This is a genomic window from Marinomonas algae, from assembly GCF_047525555.1.
Classification (GTDB): Bacteria; Pseudomonadota; Gammaproteobacteria; order Pseudomonadales; family Marinomonadaceae; genus Marinomonas.
In genome coordinates this window covers 260434-277634 of the sequence record NZ_JBLIXK010000002.1, presented here as the reverse complement: position 1 = coordinate 277634, position 17201 = coordinate 260434, and the positions used below count along the sequence as shown (strand labels likewise).

The window sequence follows — 17201 nt, the reverse complement described above, 5'->3', positions numbered from 1 at the left end:
TTAACAGATAGTTGGGAAAGGGTGCTGATCGGTTTTAAAGGAAAATATGAGACTTTTCAGCAGCTTTAATATACGAAATAAAATATATACGAAAAAATATATATTTCACTGTTTTCTGTAATCTTTCTGACATAAAAGTATCGCAAGATAGCCTCATCAATTTTATCAATCCAAGTAAATGAGGTGTGTTATGAATAAATCTAAAGTGATTATGTCTGCATTGTTGGGCGCGTCTTTAAGCATGGGAGCTTTCGCATCAGAGTTTGATTTAGATGGCTTTACAACAAAGATCGAAGATGGTCGTTTATGGGTTTTTGAAGCCGGTTCTGAGAACTTAGCATTCTTTGAAAAACACGGTGAGCCAGCGAAGCAATTTAGCAATATTGGTGCGGGTCCAAACGGCATGACATTAAAAGCAGCAAGCCAAGAAACGCTGGATTCTTACATTAAAGCGATGAAAAAATAATCTCCTAGAAATAGGTTTAGAACTAAAAAAAACCGTTACTTTGGTTGCGCCAGAGTAACGGTTTTTTTTGTTATTAGATTAGGATTATTACTTTATTTTCTGAAGTGTTCTGCGATGGCTTGCCATTGTGCTTCAGATTGAGCGGCAAGCAGTTCGCCTTCTAACATGGCTGGGTTGTATTCGGTGCCATTCAACAATCGGCAAACACCACCAGCTTCTGTGTAAATAAGTACGCCTGCTGCATGATCCCAAGGAAGCATTTTGTAGGTAAGGCTGAAGTGAAAATGCCCAAGAGACAATTGGCGATAGGCAGGACAAGAAGGCAGATTGTTGATTCGAGCAAAGCGGGTTGCCTTGATGGCGAAGTCTTTTTGTTTCTCGCCAGTGTAAGAGTGTATCGACATAATGCCTGCAAGTCTTTCCAGTTCTGCTTCGGCTGCTATCTTTAATGCCAATGGTGCTTGGCTTGGAATTTGCCCTGTGCCTCTTTCTTTCAAAGAAGTACGTTGGAAGAAAGCGCCTTCGCCTTTGTTGGCATAGATCCAGTCGTCATTCACTGGGTCATAAAGTAAACCGAAGCGTGTTTCCCCTTGTACTAAAACCGCGAGAATAATGCCGAAGTCAGCAATGCCGTGGGCGTAATTCCAAGTGCCATCGATTGGGTCGATAATCACGCAAATGTCTGACTGGCTGATCTTATCCGTTGTAGACGTGTCTTCAGCGGTGGCTTCTTCGCCTACAATCGCCCAATCAGGGAAGTGTTGCTGGATTTTCTGAGTAATGAAATCTTCACAAGCTTTGTCTGCAATAGTCACCAGATCGCTAAAGCTGCTTTTGGTTTCAACATCAGCAGAACTCAACTGGCGAAAGTTAGTCATGACAATTTCTTGTCCTGCGCGACGAACAATTTCTATAAGTTGGTTTTGAGTGCTTTCGTTGAAATTCATTATCTTGCCATCCTTTTTTATTCAAACTGTTATGAATTATACGTGATCAAGGTGACAGTTTGTTGGCACTTTTAGTAAATCATTTCAATTAAGTGATGAGCTTGGGTCTATCGCTGAGGAAGAGAGTTGGCATCTAAATACTTAAATGCCAATTTTTGACTAAGCCAGTTGGCGTTGATGACTTTCTTCATTTTGATCATGCAGTAGGTTATCAACGGTTGTTTCTGCTATATGGCTTAACGCTTCGTCAGTGAAATAACCTTGGTGGCCAGTGACCACAACATTTGGGAATGTCAGCATGAGTTGGAAAACACTGTCCTGAATGATGTGAGAAGACATGTCTTCAAAAAACATTTCGTTTTCTTGCTCATAAACATCAAGGCCTAAATAACCAATTTTTTTGCTGTAAAGAGCGTCAATGGCTTCTTGAGCATGAACAAGTGCGCCACGGCTTGTGTTAATAATCATCACGCCATCTTTCATTTTACTCAAACTCTGATTGTCGATCAGGTGATGTGTTGATTCATTTAATGGGCAGTGCAAACTGATGATGTCACTTTGGCTGTATAGTTCGTCGAGAGACACGTATTTGCAACCTATACTGATTAGCTCATCTGAAGGATATAAGTCGTAACATAAAACATCGCAACCAAACCCTTTCATGATGCGACAAAAAGCCGCGCCAATTCGACCTGTTCCAACGCAGCCGACGGTTCTGCCTTCTAGGTTGAACCCCATTAAGCCTTCTAGCGCAAAGTTGCCTTCTTTGACTCTATGATAAGCTCTGTGGGTTTTTCTGTTCAGCGTCATGATCAGAGCAACAGCATGTTCCGCCACAGATGTTGGGCTGTAATCTGGCACATGAAACACCTTGATGCCTTCTTGTTTTGCCGCTTCTAAATCTACATTGTTAAAGCCAGCACAACGTAATGCGATGGTGTTCACGCCTTGTTGTTTCAGGCGCTTAATGACATCTTCGTTCACATCGTCGTTGACGAAGCAAGACACAGCATCAAAACCTTTTACTAAGTCGATGGTTTCCATGCTTAAGCGACTTTCAAAATAGCTCATAGATAAATCTGTATTTTGTGTATAAGTAGAAAGTGTGCGCTTGTCATAAGGCTTGCAAGAGAAAACGGCGATTTTCATAAACGTAATCCTGTCGTTTTGGAAAAGAGAAGGTTTATTTATAGCGCAAAACCCTTGTCGTTGCTTTGCTTTTAGTGAGTCGTTTGATGTAGAGCAATAAAAGAATGGTAAGGCCTACTTTTTTATTTATATTACTGCGCGTGTAAATGGTTTTTTGAATATTGTAAAGAAGTGTTCCTTTGTAATGATTTTATTTGGCTTTGTGAGAAAATATTTAATCTGAATTTTATATTAAAACCGAAAAAAAATTGGTCTGAGCTATACTGTTCTCATTACTGTTTGGTTATCGCCTATATTTTATATCGAATCGCTTTGGAGACTAGGATGTTTAATGGAAATTTGAAGAATGAGCTCGAGTTAGTTAAGGAACAGCTGCATTCACTTAAGCAAGTGAAAGAAAGCTTAGAACTGGAGATGCTGGTTATAAAGCTAACCGAAGATGGGGTTATCTCCTTTGTTAACCAAAAAGTGACCAATGATCTGGGATTTTCGGAAAAAGACTTGATCGGAAAAAAGTTAACTGACTTCACTCCTGCTTATTCTAGAAACACTGGACATTATAACGCTTTTGTAGATGCCATAAAAAATAAGAAGCATTGGGTCGGTGCCATAGAGGTTGAAAAAAGTGCCGACAATGTGCTTTGGTTAAGAGGGATTTTTCAGCCTATTTTTTATAGTAAAACAGGTCAAGTTAAAGAGCTCACTTTATATTGTGCAGACTTAACGAGAACCATTACTAACTCACGAGAAGATGAAAATATCATCGCTGCATTGCAAAGGTCTACCGCTGTTATCGAGTTTGATATGACAGGTCACATCTTGACGGCGAATGACCTTTTCCTACAAGGAATGGGGTACAGTTTAGAGCAGATTAAAGGTGAGCATCATAGAATCTTTTGTACACCTGAGGAGTCTTCGTCTGAAGCCTACAAGCAGTTTTGGGAACGCTTGAACAAAGGTGAATTTGCAGCTGAACGCTTTAAGCGAGTTGATAGCCGAGGCAATACAGTATGGTTAGAGGCGTCATACAATCCTATTTCAAATGTTCATGGTCATTTCTATAAAGTTGTGAAGTTTGCCACCATTATCACAGATCAGGTTATGCGAGAAATAGCGGTTTCTGAAGCGGCTGATATTGCTTTTACTACGTCTAAACAAACAGATAGCAGTGCCCAAAAAGGCAGTGAAGTAGTGAAAGAAACAGTGAAGGTTATGCATCAATTATCTGACCAGATGGCGCAAGCAGCGGAAGGTATTTCCGAGCTAGATAAACAGTCTCAATTAGTTGGTAGTATCATTCAAAGTATTCAAGGAATTGCAGACCAAACTAACTTGTTGGCTTTGAATGCTGCGATTGAAGCCGCACGGGCGGGTGAACAAGGTCGAGGTTTTGCTGTCGTTGCTGATGAGGTAAGGCAGTTGGCTTCACGCACCAGTGAAGCGACGGAAGAGATTGTCGCAGTGGTTATGCAGAACCAAGAGCTGGCAGAAAAAGCGGTTGCCTTAATTAATGAAGGCAAGCAGCAGGCCGAACAAGGTTTGGCGTTATCTAATGAAGCAGGTCATGTAATCATAGAAATTCAAGATGGTGCACAGCGCGTTGTGGATGCGGTTAGTCAGTTCTCTAATCAGTTCTCCGAATAAAGAAATAAAGCATAAAAAAACCGAGCTTAAGCTCGGTTTTTTTATATGTGCTTTTTATGTTGTTTGTAAATTGATTTCACTGTTTGCTTCGTAGACTTCTAGTTCAATAGCGATGCTTTTTGACGTAGGAGTATTGCTGAATTCTCCAAGGCTATCGAGTGGCACCAATGGATTGGTTTCTGGGTAGTAAGCTGCGATGTTACCAGCAGGAATACTGTAGGGAACCAGTTTAAAATTACTCACTTTGCGCTCTGTTTCATCATCCCAAATTGACCGTAATGTTACACTTTGGCCTTCTTTAAAGCCTAGGCGTTGTATATCCGCAGGGTTAATAAAGACAACATTACGCTCGCCTTTTATGCCTCGGTATCTGTCATTCATGCCATAAATAGTTGTGTTGTATTGATCGTGTGATCGTAAAGTCTGCAAGACAAGCGTTTTCTCGGAAGACAAGTCTTGCGCACGTTTTGGCAGAATGGATTCTGGTAATGGATGACTGTGAATAATGGCTTTTCCAGATGGCGTTTTCCAGTTTCTCTCTCTTGCGCTGTTGCCAAGATAAAAACCGCCATCTTCCAATATACGTTGATTAAAACCATGGAAGCCTGGAACGACCGCTGCAATATGTTCGCGAATAATATCGTAATTACCGATTGCTTCAGCCCAGTTAATTGGGAAGTTACCTAAAGTAGCTTCTGCCATGCCTGCAATGATGGCTGGTTCAGATTTTTGCTGCTTGCTTAGCGGTTCTAGTACGCCACCAGAAGCATGGATCATGCTAAAGGAGTCTTCTACTGTTACCTTCTGTTGACCTTTTTCTTGATGATCAATATCGGTACGACCAAGACAAGGTAAAATGATGGCGTCTTTACCTGTAATCAGGTGGGAGCGATTGAGCTTGGTGCTGATTTGAACTGTCAGCTCACATTGCTTAAGAGCATGTTCTGTTGCTTGTGTATCAGGCGTTGCCGCCGCAAAGTTACCTCCGAGAGCAATAAAAACGCCGACTTTCCCATCTCGCATGGCACGAATCGTGTCGACGACGGCTAAGCCGTGTTCTTTTGGTGGTGTAAATTGAAAGCGTTTTTCCAATGCATTTAAGAAGGCAGGAGAAGGGCACTCATTAATGCCCATGGTTCTGTCACCTTGTACGTTACTGTGCCCTCGCACAGGGCAGGCGCCCGCTCCCGGTTTGCCTAGATTTCCTCGTAAAGCAAGCAAGTTTACTATTTCATGAATGGTTGCCACAGAATGGTGGTGTTGAGTGATGCCCATCGCCCATGTGATGATGACACTTTCTGCTTTGGCGTAGACATTGGCAGTATGAACAATGTCTTCTTTGGTTAAACCAGATTGTTGCAGGATGTCAGACCAAGAGGTTTGTTTCACCTGTTCTAGGTAGTCTTCTAGACCTTGAGTGTGTTGATTAATGAAGTCATGATCAAAAATGGCTTTGCCTTCTTTTTGAGCGGCTTCTTCCATTTCGATTAATACTTTCACAACGCCTCGAACCACTGCCATGTCACCGCCAATCTTAGGGCAGAAGTAATTTGTGCTGGTTGGCTTTGAGCCATTGGTGAGCATTTCAATTGGGTTTTGTGGGTTCTGGAAGCGCTCTAACCCTCTTTCGTGCAAGGTATTAAAGCTTATCAACTGGCCGCCACGCTGCACGACTTCTTTGAGTGTTTCTAGCATGCGAGGGTGGTTGGTGCCGGGGTTTTGTCCAAAAACAAAGACGGCATCAGCCTTCTCAAAATCGTCTATTTCTACCGTGCCTTTACCTATGCCGATACTGCTTGTTAGCCCATAACCGCTCGCTTCATGGCACATGTTTGAGCAATCTGGAAAGTTGTTGGTTCCGTAGGCGCGAGCAAAAAGTTGATAGAGGAACGCGGCTTCATTACTCGCGCGGCCAGAGGTGTAAAAAGCGACCTTGTTTGGGTTTGATTGAGCTTTCAGTGTCTCGCCTATTTTTTGAAAGGCTTGTTCCCAAGAAATTGGCTCGTAATGGTCTGTTTCTCGGTTGTAGCTAAGTGGTTCTGTGAGGCGACCTTGATATTCAAGAAAGTAATCGCTTTGTGTGTTTAACCAAGAAACACTGTGTTTTGCCATAAAAGCAGCGTCTACTTTGCGGGATGTTGCTTCCCAGTTGACGGCTTTAGCACCATTTTCGCAAAAACGTATTTTGGCAGGATCGTGCTTTTCGCCCCAAGCACAACCTGGACAGTCAAAGCCATGAGGTTGGTTGGTTTTTAAAAGCGTGTGGATATTTCGCACCGCGTTTTCACTTTTAAACCAATGCTCTGTGGTGCTTTTCAATGCGCCCCAACCACCTGCTGGCCCTTTATAAGGTTTGTAAAAATTCTTTGTTTCATTGGTCGCGTTTTTACTCATTGACTGTGTCCTCTGACTGCATACAAGGTGCGAATATACGAGGTGCATCTTGTTTAGGTAAATGAATCAATGTAAGCCCATAATGCTTAGCAAGTTTTACGGCAAGGGTGCTAGGTGATGCTAAATGTATGAGTTGAGACAGACCAACACGGACTGCCTTTTGCACCAATTCTGTACTGCATCGGCTTGACATTAGCACATTATGATTATGTAAGCTTATGGCGTTTTTTTTAGCAAAACCAATTATCTTGTCTAGAGCATTATGGCGTCCAATATCTTCCATGCAACAGATTGGCTCGTTGTCAGGAGAAAGAAGTAAAGCCGCGTGAATTGCTCCTGTGAGTTGACCAAGCTTTTGATGTTCTTTTAATTGCTGTCTTAGTGCAATGAGTGTGTCGGGTTCAATAGGGTTGCTTGGTACTAACTTGGACAACTCTGGAATGGCTTGAGCTAAGGATTCGACACCACATAAACCGCACCCTGTTGCTCCAAGATGTGTTTTTTGTTTTTGCTTAAAATGATTAAACCTGCGCGGACTGATGTCTAAATTGATCGAAATACTATCAATGTCCAATTGAGCTTTAACGGCTTCAATATGGATATCACGGAGGTCGGACAAGTCTTCAATAATACCTTCACTTAAAGCAAAGCCAATGACAAATTCTTCCAAATGAATAGGGGTTACCATCATGACGGCGTAGGCAATGCCACCAACACTAATGGCGAGAGGGGTTTCCTCCACCAAAATGGCTGATTCTAGGCTTGTTGATTCTGTTCCATAATGAAATGAACGTATCTGGTAACCGGAAAAATCTGACATAAGTAAGTGTGTTACTGATAGGGAACTTAAACTTTATACTACTCAGCAGGAAAGAGGCCGTCCAATATTTTTCGAGTGTATAAGTAGCATTTATGAACTCCTCAATAAGGAGTTAATGGGCAAGTGTGGCTTTCTCGTTAGAGTGGGTATTTCCTTAAAAGGGGAAATGCCGTATTCTACCCCGATTATTAATGTCAATAATGTTTTGTACGGGTTTTGTAAAACTCTATAGGAATCAAGCATAGAGTGGGATTATTTACCTCCCAACGGTAGTAAGGCGAATGCCAATACTACAAAGTGTGGTTCTACTTTTTATTATTTATTGGAATAAGTGTGGTCGATGGTATCGACATGGAGCTTATTTCCTCTTGAGCCACTTTTTGTTTAACGAGCTAGTTTATGCAATTTATAAGACGCCTTACCCATTGGAGCTTTTCTGCACCTAAAGTTTGGTTAACCATCAATATCAGCCTCTTCTTCATTTTTTTTCTGGTTTATAAAGCCCTAGTTGTGCCCGCTGATAATCTTGACGAATACGTTTTGCCTAATGGAAACAATCAGCAATCAAACGTAAGTGAACACAAGGATGATTCGGCTTTTATCGATCCATTGCAGGAAATAATTGACTCGACATTACAAAGTATACTGACTCCTCCGTTACAAACAGCTGTTGAAGAAACGCCTGCTTCTAACTATACCTCCATTGATTATGTGATTAAATCTGGTGACTCATTGGCTCGTATTTTTTCTCGTCTTGGTTTGTCGAGAAAATCCATGTACGCCATTTTAGATGCGGATCAAGAATATCTGGTGCTTGAACCTTTATTACCCAAAGAAAAATACACCTTCACATTGGATGAAGCTGGCGGTTTGGTTTCTTTAACTCGCCGTATTGATATCAGCAAAAGTGTGTCTTATGTACGTCACGAGAGCGGTGGTTATTCGTACGAGGAACAGATCACACCTGTGAATTACTCTCAACAGGTGGTACACAGCCAAATTGAAGACAGCTTCTATGAGTCCGCTAAGAAAATAGGTTTGTCGGACAGTAACATACTCATTATTCATGATGTGTTAGAAGGTCGTGTGGATTTTCGCAAAGACTTAAGAGCAAATGATGCATTCGATCTGGTTCTGAAAACGGGAAGTATTGATGGTATTCAGGTCGGCACCACTCAGCTAGAAGCATTGCAGATGACGGTGAAAGGCGAAACCTATCGAGCTTTTCTGCACTCGGATGGTCGATTTTATGATGAGGAAGGCAACAGCCTGACGCCATCCTTAAGACGTTGGCCTACAGAAAAAGAATACAGAATCAGTTCCTCTTTTAATGCTAACCGATTGCATCCAATTACAGGGCACCCTGCGCCACATAATGGTGTGGATTTAGCCACACCAACAGGCACAAAAGTACTAGCAACAGGGGATGGCATAGTGACTCGTGTTGCGACTCACAAATACGCTGGTAAATACCTAGTGCTTGATTATAACGGGCCTTATGGCGCTCGGTTCTTGCATTTAAGTAAAGTGTTGGTGAAAAAAGGCCAGAAAGTAAAACGGGGCCAAGTCATTGCTTTATCTGGCAATACGGGTCGAACAACGGGTGCTCATTTGCATTATGAATTGCATGTGAAAGGTCATCCAGTGAACCCAATGACGACTAAGATTCCAACGACTCAATCTATTCCATCTGAGGCGAAAGCGGAATATGAACAGCATGTTGCGAGTTGGGTGAAGATGATGGCTAGGGAAAGTTAAGCTCAACACTTCTTTGTCACAGTTAAAGACACAAGCGCGCTTATCCTGCACGCTTGTTTTGTTTTATTAAGGCGATTTCATTTTCTTCAAAAGTGAGCTTACGCCTTTTTCTTATAGGTAATATTTCCCAGTACGAAAACAACCAGAAATAGAGCCAAGCCAATCCCTTGAATCCATAAGTCTAAATTTGGCCATAGCATCATAAATGACGCTGCTAACATTAGCGCTCTTGTGACGATAGAAAGCTTATCTTCCAAATACCCTTCCATTGCCGACACTAAGGCATACATTCCAAAAATAGCAAAGAAAGTAAGTCGCAATAACTCATCACCATCGCCGCCAATTAATGGAGTGTAAGCCATTAATAAAGGGACGATATACAGACCTTTAGCCAATTTCCAAGCGGTCATGCCTGTTAACATAGGCGGCGTTTTGGCGATGGCAGCGGCAGCAAAAGCGGTTAAGCAAACAGGCGGCGTGACATTACTATCTTGAGAGAGCCAAAAGATAATCATGTGCGCTGTCACCAAGATCATAGCGACTGTCTGAGCACCTAACGCTTGATCCATTAACATGCCTTTGAAATCACTTGGTACCTGAGCCAATAGTGCTTCCGCTTGTTCGATTGGCATGCCTTGTGCCAATGTCGCAAGAGCTGCAGGATCAACCAGCATGAAAATCGCATTTGCTGCTTCAGGAAGAGTGCCTGATGCCATCATCTCAATAAGCTGACTTTCTGCAATTAAGTTATATAAAGCAGGTGCAGATAGCGTTCCCAAAACAATATAAGACGCTGTAACAGGCAATCCCATTCCAAGAATCAAGGAAGCAATAGCGATTAAGATAATGGTGAAGAAAAGGCTTCCACCGGCCCAATCAGTAATCAATAACGAGAAGGTGTTTCCTACGCCAGTGGTACTGATAACATTGACAACCAATCCAATTCCAACAAGCAAAACCGCCGTTGTAGACATGTTTTTAGCGCCTTGAGCCATGGCATCTAAAATTTCGATAGGCCCCATACGATGCTTTTTAGACAAAAATGAAGCTGCAATGACGGCAAGAATACTAATGCCAGCAGCATAAGTAGGCGTAAACCCTTGAACAAGTAGCGTGACAAGAACACCAAGGGGAAGAATATGGTGCCATCCGCCTTTTAAGACTTCTGAAACCACAATCTCATCATCACCTTGGGTGGAGATTACCTTACTTCGTTTCGCTTCCACACGTACAAAGAAACCAACGGATAGGAAATAAAGTAAGGCAGGAATCGCCGCGACACTGATGATGGTGACATAAGAAACTTGCGTATAAGACGCCATGATAAATGCGCCTGCCCCCATAACGGGAGGCATTAATTGACCACCGGTTGATGCGGCCGCTTCTATGCCTGCAGCAAATCGAGCGGGAAAACCTGCTTTACGCATCAAAGGGATAGTGATGACACCAGTGGAAACTGTGTTGGCAACAGAAGAACCAGAAACAGAACCCATCAAGCCTGATCCTAATACCGCCACAAAACCTGGGCCGCCAATCATTTTACTGGCTAGGGAGCGGGACAAATCTATGATGAAATCCCCCGCGCCAGATTTCACCAGAAACGCACCGAAAAGAATGAACATGAAGACGAAGCTCCATGAGATTCGGGAAATAGAACCGAACATGCCATCGGTGCTGAAAAAGCTGCGATACATGAGCGTTTCTAGGCTTAAACCGGGAAAGGTGAACATGCCTCCAAGCCATTGCCCCCAAATCACCACATAGGTTAAGGCAACCAGAATCAAAAAGGGGATAAACCAACCACTGGTACGACGAATAAGCTCAAGCGCCAGAGCCACACTGACGAAGGAAACAATCCAGTCTCCAGTGTTAAAGGTTACGCCTCGGTTATACAAAGCGTCTTCAAATAGGATGATATAGAACACCATTGCAACCAGTGCCAATACAATGGCGCTGTCAAATATCATGGCAATTTTGCTGTTTCGCCATTTTGGATTTGCGGGTATTAATAAGGCGCATAAGGCACCAAATCCGGCAAAGTGAAAAGCGGACACCCATAACTCCGGCAATGTTCCCAGAGTATTGATATAAATATGGGCAACCGCTAATAAAACAGAAAGGGTAAAAACAAAACGATTCAACCAAGGTCCTGAACGGTGTGTTGTTTCAAAATCACTTAAATTGATTTCTTGAGACTCATTGGGTTGCGATGAAGCAGTCATAGACAAGCGACCTTATTATGTACAAAAAACGATTAGCACAAAAACAACACCGTAATCGCTACGGTGTTGTTTTATGGGGAGGACTTATTCTGCGATTAGACGAGCAGGAATATTAATACCGCGTTCTCGGTAGTAACGTGCTGCGCCAGGGTGCAATGGCACAGGGAGTCCGGCAATGGCTTTTTCAATGGACATAACGGAGGTCGCTTTATGGATTGCGCTTAAGTACGCTAGGTTTTCATAAAGAGATTTTGTTAGCTCATAAACATCTTCTTCTGACATGTTTTTATGAGTCGCTAGGAAGTTCGGTTGAGCAACGGTATTGATCGCTTTTGTTTGGCCTGGGTAAGTATCAGCAGGAATAACGTAGCGCGTCCATAAATCATAATTTCCGTTGGCCGCTTTCATTTGCTCGTCTGTGTAATCCAGTACTTTTACTTTGCCATTCATAGAAGCATAAAGGCGAGTAACGGCGCTAACCGGTACACCCGCTGGAGTGTTCATGCCTTCAATATTGCCATTTTGCATCGCATCAGCACTGGCACCATAGCCCATGTAAGCGAGGTTGAATTTATCTGGGTCAATGTCTAAGCCTTTAAGCTGTTGGCGACCAGAACCTTCTGTACCTGAGTTTTTACTGCCTATCGAGAATTTATTGTTGGTTCCTTCAAGGGCTTTTAGATCGGAAACTGTGCCTGTTTTTACTAGGTCTGTGTGTAAAACAAGATGTTCTACGTTTTGCCAAAGCATGGAAACAGAACGTAGGTCTGTCTGCTTGCCGGAACTTTCAAATGGGCCTTCGCCATTCCACGCCCATGCGCCATAAAGACCTTGTAAAATAGCAAATTGCGCTTGGTTTTCTCGGATCAGTTTGATGTTTTCACCTGAGCCTGCAGAACTGATTGCAGAAACAGAGAAACCAAATTTAGGGGTAAGTTTTACTTTACTCAAAGTTGCAATCGCAACACCCACGGGGTAATAGGTTCCACCTGTTGAAGCGGTCGCTAGAATGTAGTCTCGATTGTCAGCAGCGAATGAGCTGCTTGCAGACAGAGTAAGGGCAACGGCGGTTGCACTGGACAGTATTGCTTTAGACACAAATCCCAATTTCATATTATTTTTCTCCTATAGTTGGGGTTGCTCAGGTAAAGGTATAGCTGAATTCGTTCTGTTGTGCTTCTATTTTTATGCTTTTCCTGTGTTTTTAGTACAAGCCTATAGTATGCATTGGTGTGCTCTCTTCCTAGATAGACCATGGTCTATGTTTATTTTTGACAGGTTTGTTTTCTAAAAGGTGATCAATGGTTTAAGGTTAAGGCCGAAATTTGGTAGGAAGGGCGTATGGAACAGAATCGTAATATTCGTGTTGTATTGTTTGATTTAGGGAATGTGTTGGTCGATTTGGGTGATGTTTCGGAAATGCATGCCATGCTGAATACCCAAGGTGAAGAAGCGGAAGTGTGGTTAAAATGGCTTAAATCACCAGCGGTTGCCGCATTTGATTCCGGTAGAGTGTCGTTTGATCATTTTGCTGAAGCCTTACTGAAAGAAGTCGGCAGTAACACTGATAAAGAAATATTTAAAACGGCGTTTAAGGCATGGCCAAGAGGCTTGTTTGATGGTGCTTTGTCGCTGGTGGATTCAGTTAAGCCTGAATACCATAGAGCGATTTTGTCCAATACGAATGCCGCACATTGGCCACGTTTAATGGATGAAATGGGCTTAGCGGGTAAATTTCATAGCTATTATGCGTCCCATTTAGTGGGAGCAACGAAACCAGATAAAACCATTTATCAGCACGTCTTAGATCAATTACAAGTCGCACCAAAAGAGATACTCTTTATAGACGATAATCAGGTCAATATTGATACAGCAAATGACATGGGAATGCAGGCGTATCGAGTAAAAGGAGTTGAGGAAGCTCGTTCCGTACTCAATCAATATGGGGTGTTATCCCAATAAAAGAGATCGTTTTAATAGGGAGTAACGCCCTTTAATTTTGAGGTTTTTATGCGCACGTTTGATGGACAGTCTTCTAATATTTACTCAAAAACTCGCCCTATGTATCCGGCTGAGCTTTACTATTGGTTATCTCAACAAGCGCCTTCAAACAGTGTCGTGTGGGATTGTGCTTGTGGAACAGGTCAAGCCTCTTTAGATCTTGCAGCGTATTTTGAAAGGGTCGAAGCCTCTGATATTAGTGCTTCCCAAGTCAATGCGGCAACGCCTCATCGTAAAGTAAATTATCAAATTGGCTCGGCTGAAAGCACTGCTTATCCTGATCATTCTTTTGATCTTGTCTGTGTTGCTCATGCGCTACATTGGTTTGATTTGGATAAATTTTGGCAAGAGCTGCGCCGAGTGCTTAAGCCCGGTGGCTTGTTTGTGTGTTGGGGATATAACTGGTTGCAAATAGGGGAAGCGGAAGACAAGGTGATTTCAGAGAATATCTTGCCGCATCTTAGCAATTATTGGCCTTCCCAGAGCCGAGTGTTATGGAATCAATACAATGATATTCAGTTTCCTTTCGAACTCATGAATGTGCCGAATTTTGAGTTAAATTGCCATTGGTCGGTTTCTCAAACACTGGATTTTATCCGTACTTGGTCGGCCTCTCAGTCATATATTCAAGAGCATGGGGATGAGTTTTTGCTCAATGCAGAACCTATTATTCGCGATGCTTGGTCGGACCCACATCATAAGCAAGACGTGCGTTTGCCCTTTTTTGTTAAGGCAGGAAGAGTTTGGTGAGTTTTGAGGTGTAGAAAGAGCTAATAAGACTAAAGTGGAATAGATTCGCAAATAGAGCGAGTTATAGTGGTCTCGCATCCGAATAACAAATTTAACAATGGAGCGGGTTATGAAGTCATTATATAGCGCAACCTCAAGTGAGGCGGCAAAAAACGCCAATGTAAGTCAGGCAGAGTTTGAAAAACGCTATCAAGAATCGATTGAAAACCCAAACGAATTTTGGGGTGAAGAAGGGAAGCGTTTAGATTGGATTACACCTTACACTAAGGTGAAAAATACCTCATTCCAACGTGGTAACGTCAATATTAAGTGGTTTGAAGATGGCGAACTGAACGTCGCTTACAACTGTATTGACCGCCATTTAGCGAAACATGCAGACAAAGTGGCTTATTATTGTGAAGGCGATGCCGAAACCGATGATAAAGTGGCCGTTACCTACCAAAACCTACACGACGAAGTAGGTCGTTTAACAAATCTTCTCAAGCGACAAGGCGTTAAAAAAGGCGACCGTGTCGCTATCTACATGCCCATGATTCCACAAGCGGTTTACAGCATGCTGGCTTGTGCTCGAATTGGTGCGATTCATTCCGTTATATTTGGTGGCTTTTCTGCCCACGCTATCGCAGATCGTCTAAATGACTGTGAAGTGAAACTGGTGATTACAGCAGATGAAGGTCGTCGCGCAGGCAATACTATTCCACTGAAACACAACGTTGATATGGCATTGGATAACAATGCGTGTCCTTCTGTTGAGAAAGTTTTGGTTTATCGATACACGCAGAAAGATGTGCCTTGGTTTGATGGTCGAGATTTAGATTGGGCTGTTGAAGCGAAAGATGAAAGTACAGAATGCCCAGTTGAACCGATGAACGCCGAAGACCCTTTGTTTATTTTGTACACTTCAGGTTCCACAGGTAAGCCAAAAGGGGTTGTTCATACTACTGGCGGTTATTTGGTGTATGCCTCTTTAACTCATGAATTGGTGTTTGACCTAAAACCAGATGATATTTATTGGTGTGCTGCTGATGTGGGCTGGATCACTGGACACAGTTATATGGTGTACGGGCCGCTAGCCAATGCAACAACAAGCATCTTGTTTGAAGGCGTGCCGACTTACCCTGATTCTGGCCGAATTGGTCGTGTTGTTGATAAATACAATGTGTCTCTTTTGTACACAGCACCGACTGCGATCCGAGCTTTGATGTCAAAAGGCGATGAAGCGACTCGCTCTAGCAAGCGTGATTCATTGCGTGTCTTGGGAAGTGTTGGCGAGCCAATTAACCCAGAGGCTTGGTCTTGGTATTACTCTGAAATTGGTAACGCTTCATGCCCAATTGTTGATACTTGGTGGCAAACAGAAACCGGTGGCATCATGATGACACCGCGTGTTGTACAAGGTGACGCTAAACCAGGTTCTTGTACTGGGCCTTTATTTGGCGTGCAGCCTGCATTGGTCGATGCGCAAGGCGTTGAGCTTGATGAACAAGGCGTGCAAGTTGACGGTGGTTTAGTCATTACCGATTCTTGGCCAGGTCAAGCGCGTACGGTTTATGGAGATCACGAACGCTTTGAGCAAACTTACTTCAGTACTTTTGACGGTATGTACTTTACTGGTGATGGTGCATCAAGAGATGCCGGCGGCCATTATTGGATAACTGGTCGTATGGATGACGTGCTGAATGTATCGGGTCACCGTCTTGGTACGGCTGAAATTGAAAGCGCCTTGGTTGCTCACCCAGCCGTTGCTGAAGCGGCGATCGTTGGTTACCCTCATGATATTAAAGGGCAGGGTATTTATGTGTATGTCAGTGCTGTAGCTGGCGTTACGCCAGACGAAGAGCTGACTAAATCTCTGAAGCAGTTTGTGCGTCAAGAGATTGGCCCAATTGCCACACCTGATTTGATTCAGTGGGCGAGTAAAGGGTTGCCAAAAACACGCTCTGGAAAAATTATGCGCCGTATTTTGAGAAAAATTGCAGCAAGTGAACATGACCAATTGGGCGATACAAGTACACTAGCCGATCCAAGTGTGGTTGATGATTTGATCGAAAACCGTTTAAATGTGTAACACTTTATACATTTAAAAGGGTAGGCAGTGATATCACTTATTATCGCGGATGATCATCCTCTGTTCCGTAGCGCACTAAGCAGTGCGCTACGGGCAGAAATACAGGGCGTTGAGATAGCGGAATCCCAAGATTTAGACTCCACACTTCAATGTTTAGAGAAGACAGATGATTTAGATTTACTCTTGCTGGATTTAAACATGCCAGGCAGTGGTGAATTATATGGGTTGATTAGAATCCGAAAAGACTTTCCTGATGTGCCTGTCGCCATTATTTCTGGTAGTGAAGACAGTGCCATGGTTGCAAAAGTGATCGATGCTGGCGCTTTGGGGTTTATCCCTAAAACCAGTGAGCCTGCCACTTACGTACAAGCAATTAATGCGATTTTAGCCGGTGATATTTGGTTACCTGAGAATTTAAAACAAGCCGTTGAAAGCCAACCTAAGCCCGACTTATCTATGCAGAATAAAGTCGCAGAACTCACCCCTCAACAATATAAAGTGTTGTGTTACCTTCACGAAGGCCTATTGAACAAGCAAATTGCTTTTGAATTATCCATTTCTGAGGCGACGGTAAAGGCTCATATCACAGCGATTTTTCGTAAACTTGAGATTAACAATCGAACACAAGCTGTGTTGATTGCCAGTGATTTAAAGCTGCAGATTGGATCAATCGCCAGCTAACTCTCTTTGTTTTGCTTTTCGTTATCACATTTGCAGGGTGGAACTGGGTCTAGGCCGCTTTCACCCCAAGGATGGCATTTTGATAAGCGCTTCACGCCAAGGTACACACCTTTAATGACGCCTTTTTTTTCGATTGCTTCAATCATGTAATGGGAGCAACTTGGGTAAAAACGACAGTTACTTCCTATATATGGGCTAATGGCAACTTGGTAAGCTTTCACCAATAATATAAATATGCTTTTCATCACAGGGTACGTTTGTTTAATTAGCCACTTTTAAGACAAGATACTTACAATATAAT

General features: G+C 42.8%; 14 protein-coding genes. 7 read left to right on the top strand and 7 right to left on the bottom strand.

Features of this window, described 5'->3' with window-relative positions; genetic code table 11:
- Positions 1-190 precede the first annotated feature (190 nt).
- Positions 191-466, top strand: coding sequence for a hypothetical protein (locus ACMUMQ_RS05590; protein ID WP_317004621.1), 276 nt, complete (start codon positions 191-193; stop codon positions 464-466).
- A gap of 92 nt (positions 467-558) precedes the next feature.
- Here the strand turns inward: ACMUMQ_RS05590 and ACMUMQ_RS05585 are convergent, their stop codons facing one another.
- Positions 559-1413 (bottom strand): inositol monophosphatase family protein, encoded by an 855-nt coding sequence (locus ACMUMQ_RS05585; protein ID WP_414681020.1) that lies wholly within the window; start codon positions 1411-1413, stop codon positions 559-561.
- 159 nt (positions 1414-1572) lie between these two features.
- Complete coding sequence (locus ACMUMQ_RS05580) at positions 1573-2562, bottom strand: 2-hydroxyacid dehydrogenase (RefSeq protein WP_414681019.1); 990 nt, start codon at positions 2560-2562, stop codon at positions 1573-1575.
- A gap of 324 nt (positions 2563-2886) precedes the next feature.
- Between ACMUMQ_RS05580 and ACMUMQ_RS05575 the strand changes: the two genes are divergently transcribed.
- Positions 2887-4206 (top strand): methyl-accepting chemotaxis protein, encoded by a 1320-nt coding sequence (locus tag ACMUMQ_RS05575; protein ID WP_414681018.1) that lies wholly within the window; start codon positions 2887-2889, stop codon positions 4204-4206.
- A 54-nt stretch (positions 4207-4260) separates the two neighbouring features.
- On the opposite strand, the gene ACMUMQ_RS05570 is transcribed toward ACMUMQ_RS05575, so the two are convergent.
- Positions 4261-6600 (bottom strand): FdhF/YdeP family oxidoreductase, encoded by a 2340-nt coding sequence (locus tag ACMUMQ_RS05570; protein WP_414681017.1) that lies wholly within the window; start codon positions 6598-6600, stop codon positions 4261-4263.
- Positions 6593-7420, bottom strand: a complete 828-nt coding sequence (fdhD, locus tag ACMUMQ_RS05565; RefSeq protein ID WP_414681016.1) for a formate dehydrogenase accessory sulfurtransferase FdhD — start codon at positions 7418-7420, stop codon at positions 6593-6595. The genes ACMUMQ_RS05570 and fdhD overlap by 8 nt, the downstream gene beginning before the upstream one ends.
- A 399-nt stretch (positions 7421-7819) precedes the next feature.
- On the opposite strand from fdhD, the gene ACMUMQ_RS05560 reads away from it, so the two are divergent.
- Entirely contained in the window at positions 7820-9178 is a 1359-nt protein-coding gene (locus ACMUMQ_RS05560) for a peptidoglycan DD-metalloendopeptidase family protein (protein ID WP_414681015.1), read from the top strand.
- 98 nt (positions 9179-9276) lie between these two features.
- Here ACMUMQ_RS05560 and ACMUMQ_RS05555 read toward each other — a convergent pair whose 3' ends face one another.
- Positions 9277-11400 (bottom strand): TRAP transporter permease, encoded by a 2124-nt coding sequence (locus ACMUMQ_RS05555; RefSeq protein ID WP_414681014.1) that lies wholly within the window; start codon positions 11398-11400, stop codon positions 9277-9279.
- 84 nt (positions 11401-11484) lie between these two features.
- Positions 11485-12513: a TAXI family TRAP transporter solute-binding subunit gene (locus ACMUMQ_RS05550; protein ID WP_414681013.1), complete on the bottom strand. Its 1029-nt coding sequence runs from the start codon at positions 12511-12513 to the stop codon at positions 11485-11487.
- A 228-nt stretch (positions 12514-12741) separates the two neighbouring features.
- Here ACMUMQ_RS05550 and ACMUMQ_RS05545 point away from each other — a divergent pair, with 228 nt between their 5' ends.
- The 4 genes from ACMUMQ_RS05545 to ACMUMQ_RS05530 all read left to right on the top strand — a co-directional run bounded on the left by ACMUMQ_RS05545 (position 12742) and on the right by ACMUMQ_RS05530 (position 16900).
- Entirely contained in the window at positions 12742-13362 is a 621-nt protein-coding gene (locus tag ACMUMQ_RS05545) for an HAD family hydrolase (RefSeq protein WP_414681012.1), read from the top strand.
- Positions 13363-13410: 48 nt separating this feature from the next.
- The gene (locus tag ACMUMQ_RS05540; RefSeq protein ID WP_414681011.1) at positions 13411-14151 is read left to right on the top strand and encodes a class I SAM-dependent methyltransferase; all 741 of its coding nucleotides are present in this window, start codon (positions 13411-13413) and stop codon (positions 14149-14151) included.
- Positions 14152-14260: 109 nt separating this feature from the next.
- The gene (acs, locus tag ACMUMQ_RS05535) at positions 14261-16219 is read left to right on the top strand and encodes an acetate--CoA ligase (protein WP_414681010.1); all 1959 of its coding nucleotides are present in this window, start codon (positions 14261-14263) and stop codon (positions 16217-16219) included.
- A gap of 27 nt (positions 16220-16246) precedes the next feature.
- Positions 16247-16900, top strand: coding sequence for a response regulator (locus ACMUMQ_RS05530; protein ID WP_414681009.1), 654 nt, complete (start codon positions 16247-16249; stop codon positions 16898-16900).
- Here ACMUMQ_RS05530 and yidD read toward each other — a convergent pair.
- The gene (yidD, locus tag ACMUMQ_RS05525; RefSeq protein ID WP_317004609.1) at positions 16897-17145 is read right to left on the bottom strand and encodes a membrane protein insertion efficiency factor YidD; all 249 of its coding nucleotides are present in this window, start codon (positions 17143-17145) and stop codon (positions 16897-16899) included. The two genes, ACMUMQ_RS05530 and yidD, sit on opposite strands and share 4 nt — an antisense overlap.
- Positions 17146-17201 lie beyond the last annotated feature (56 nt).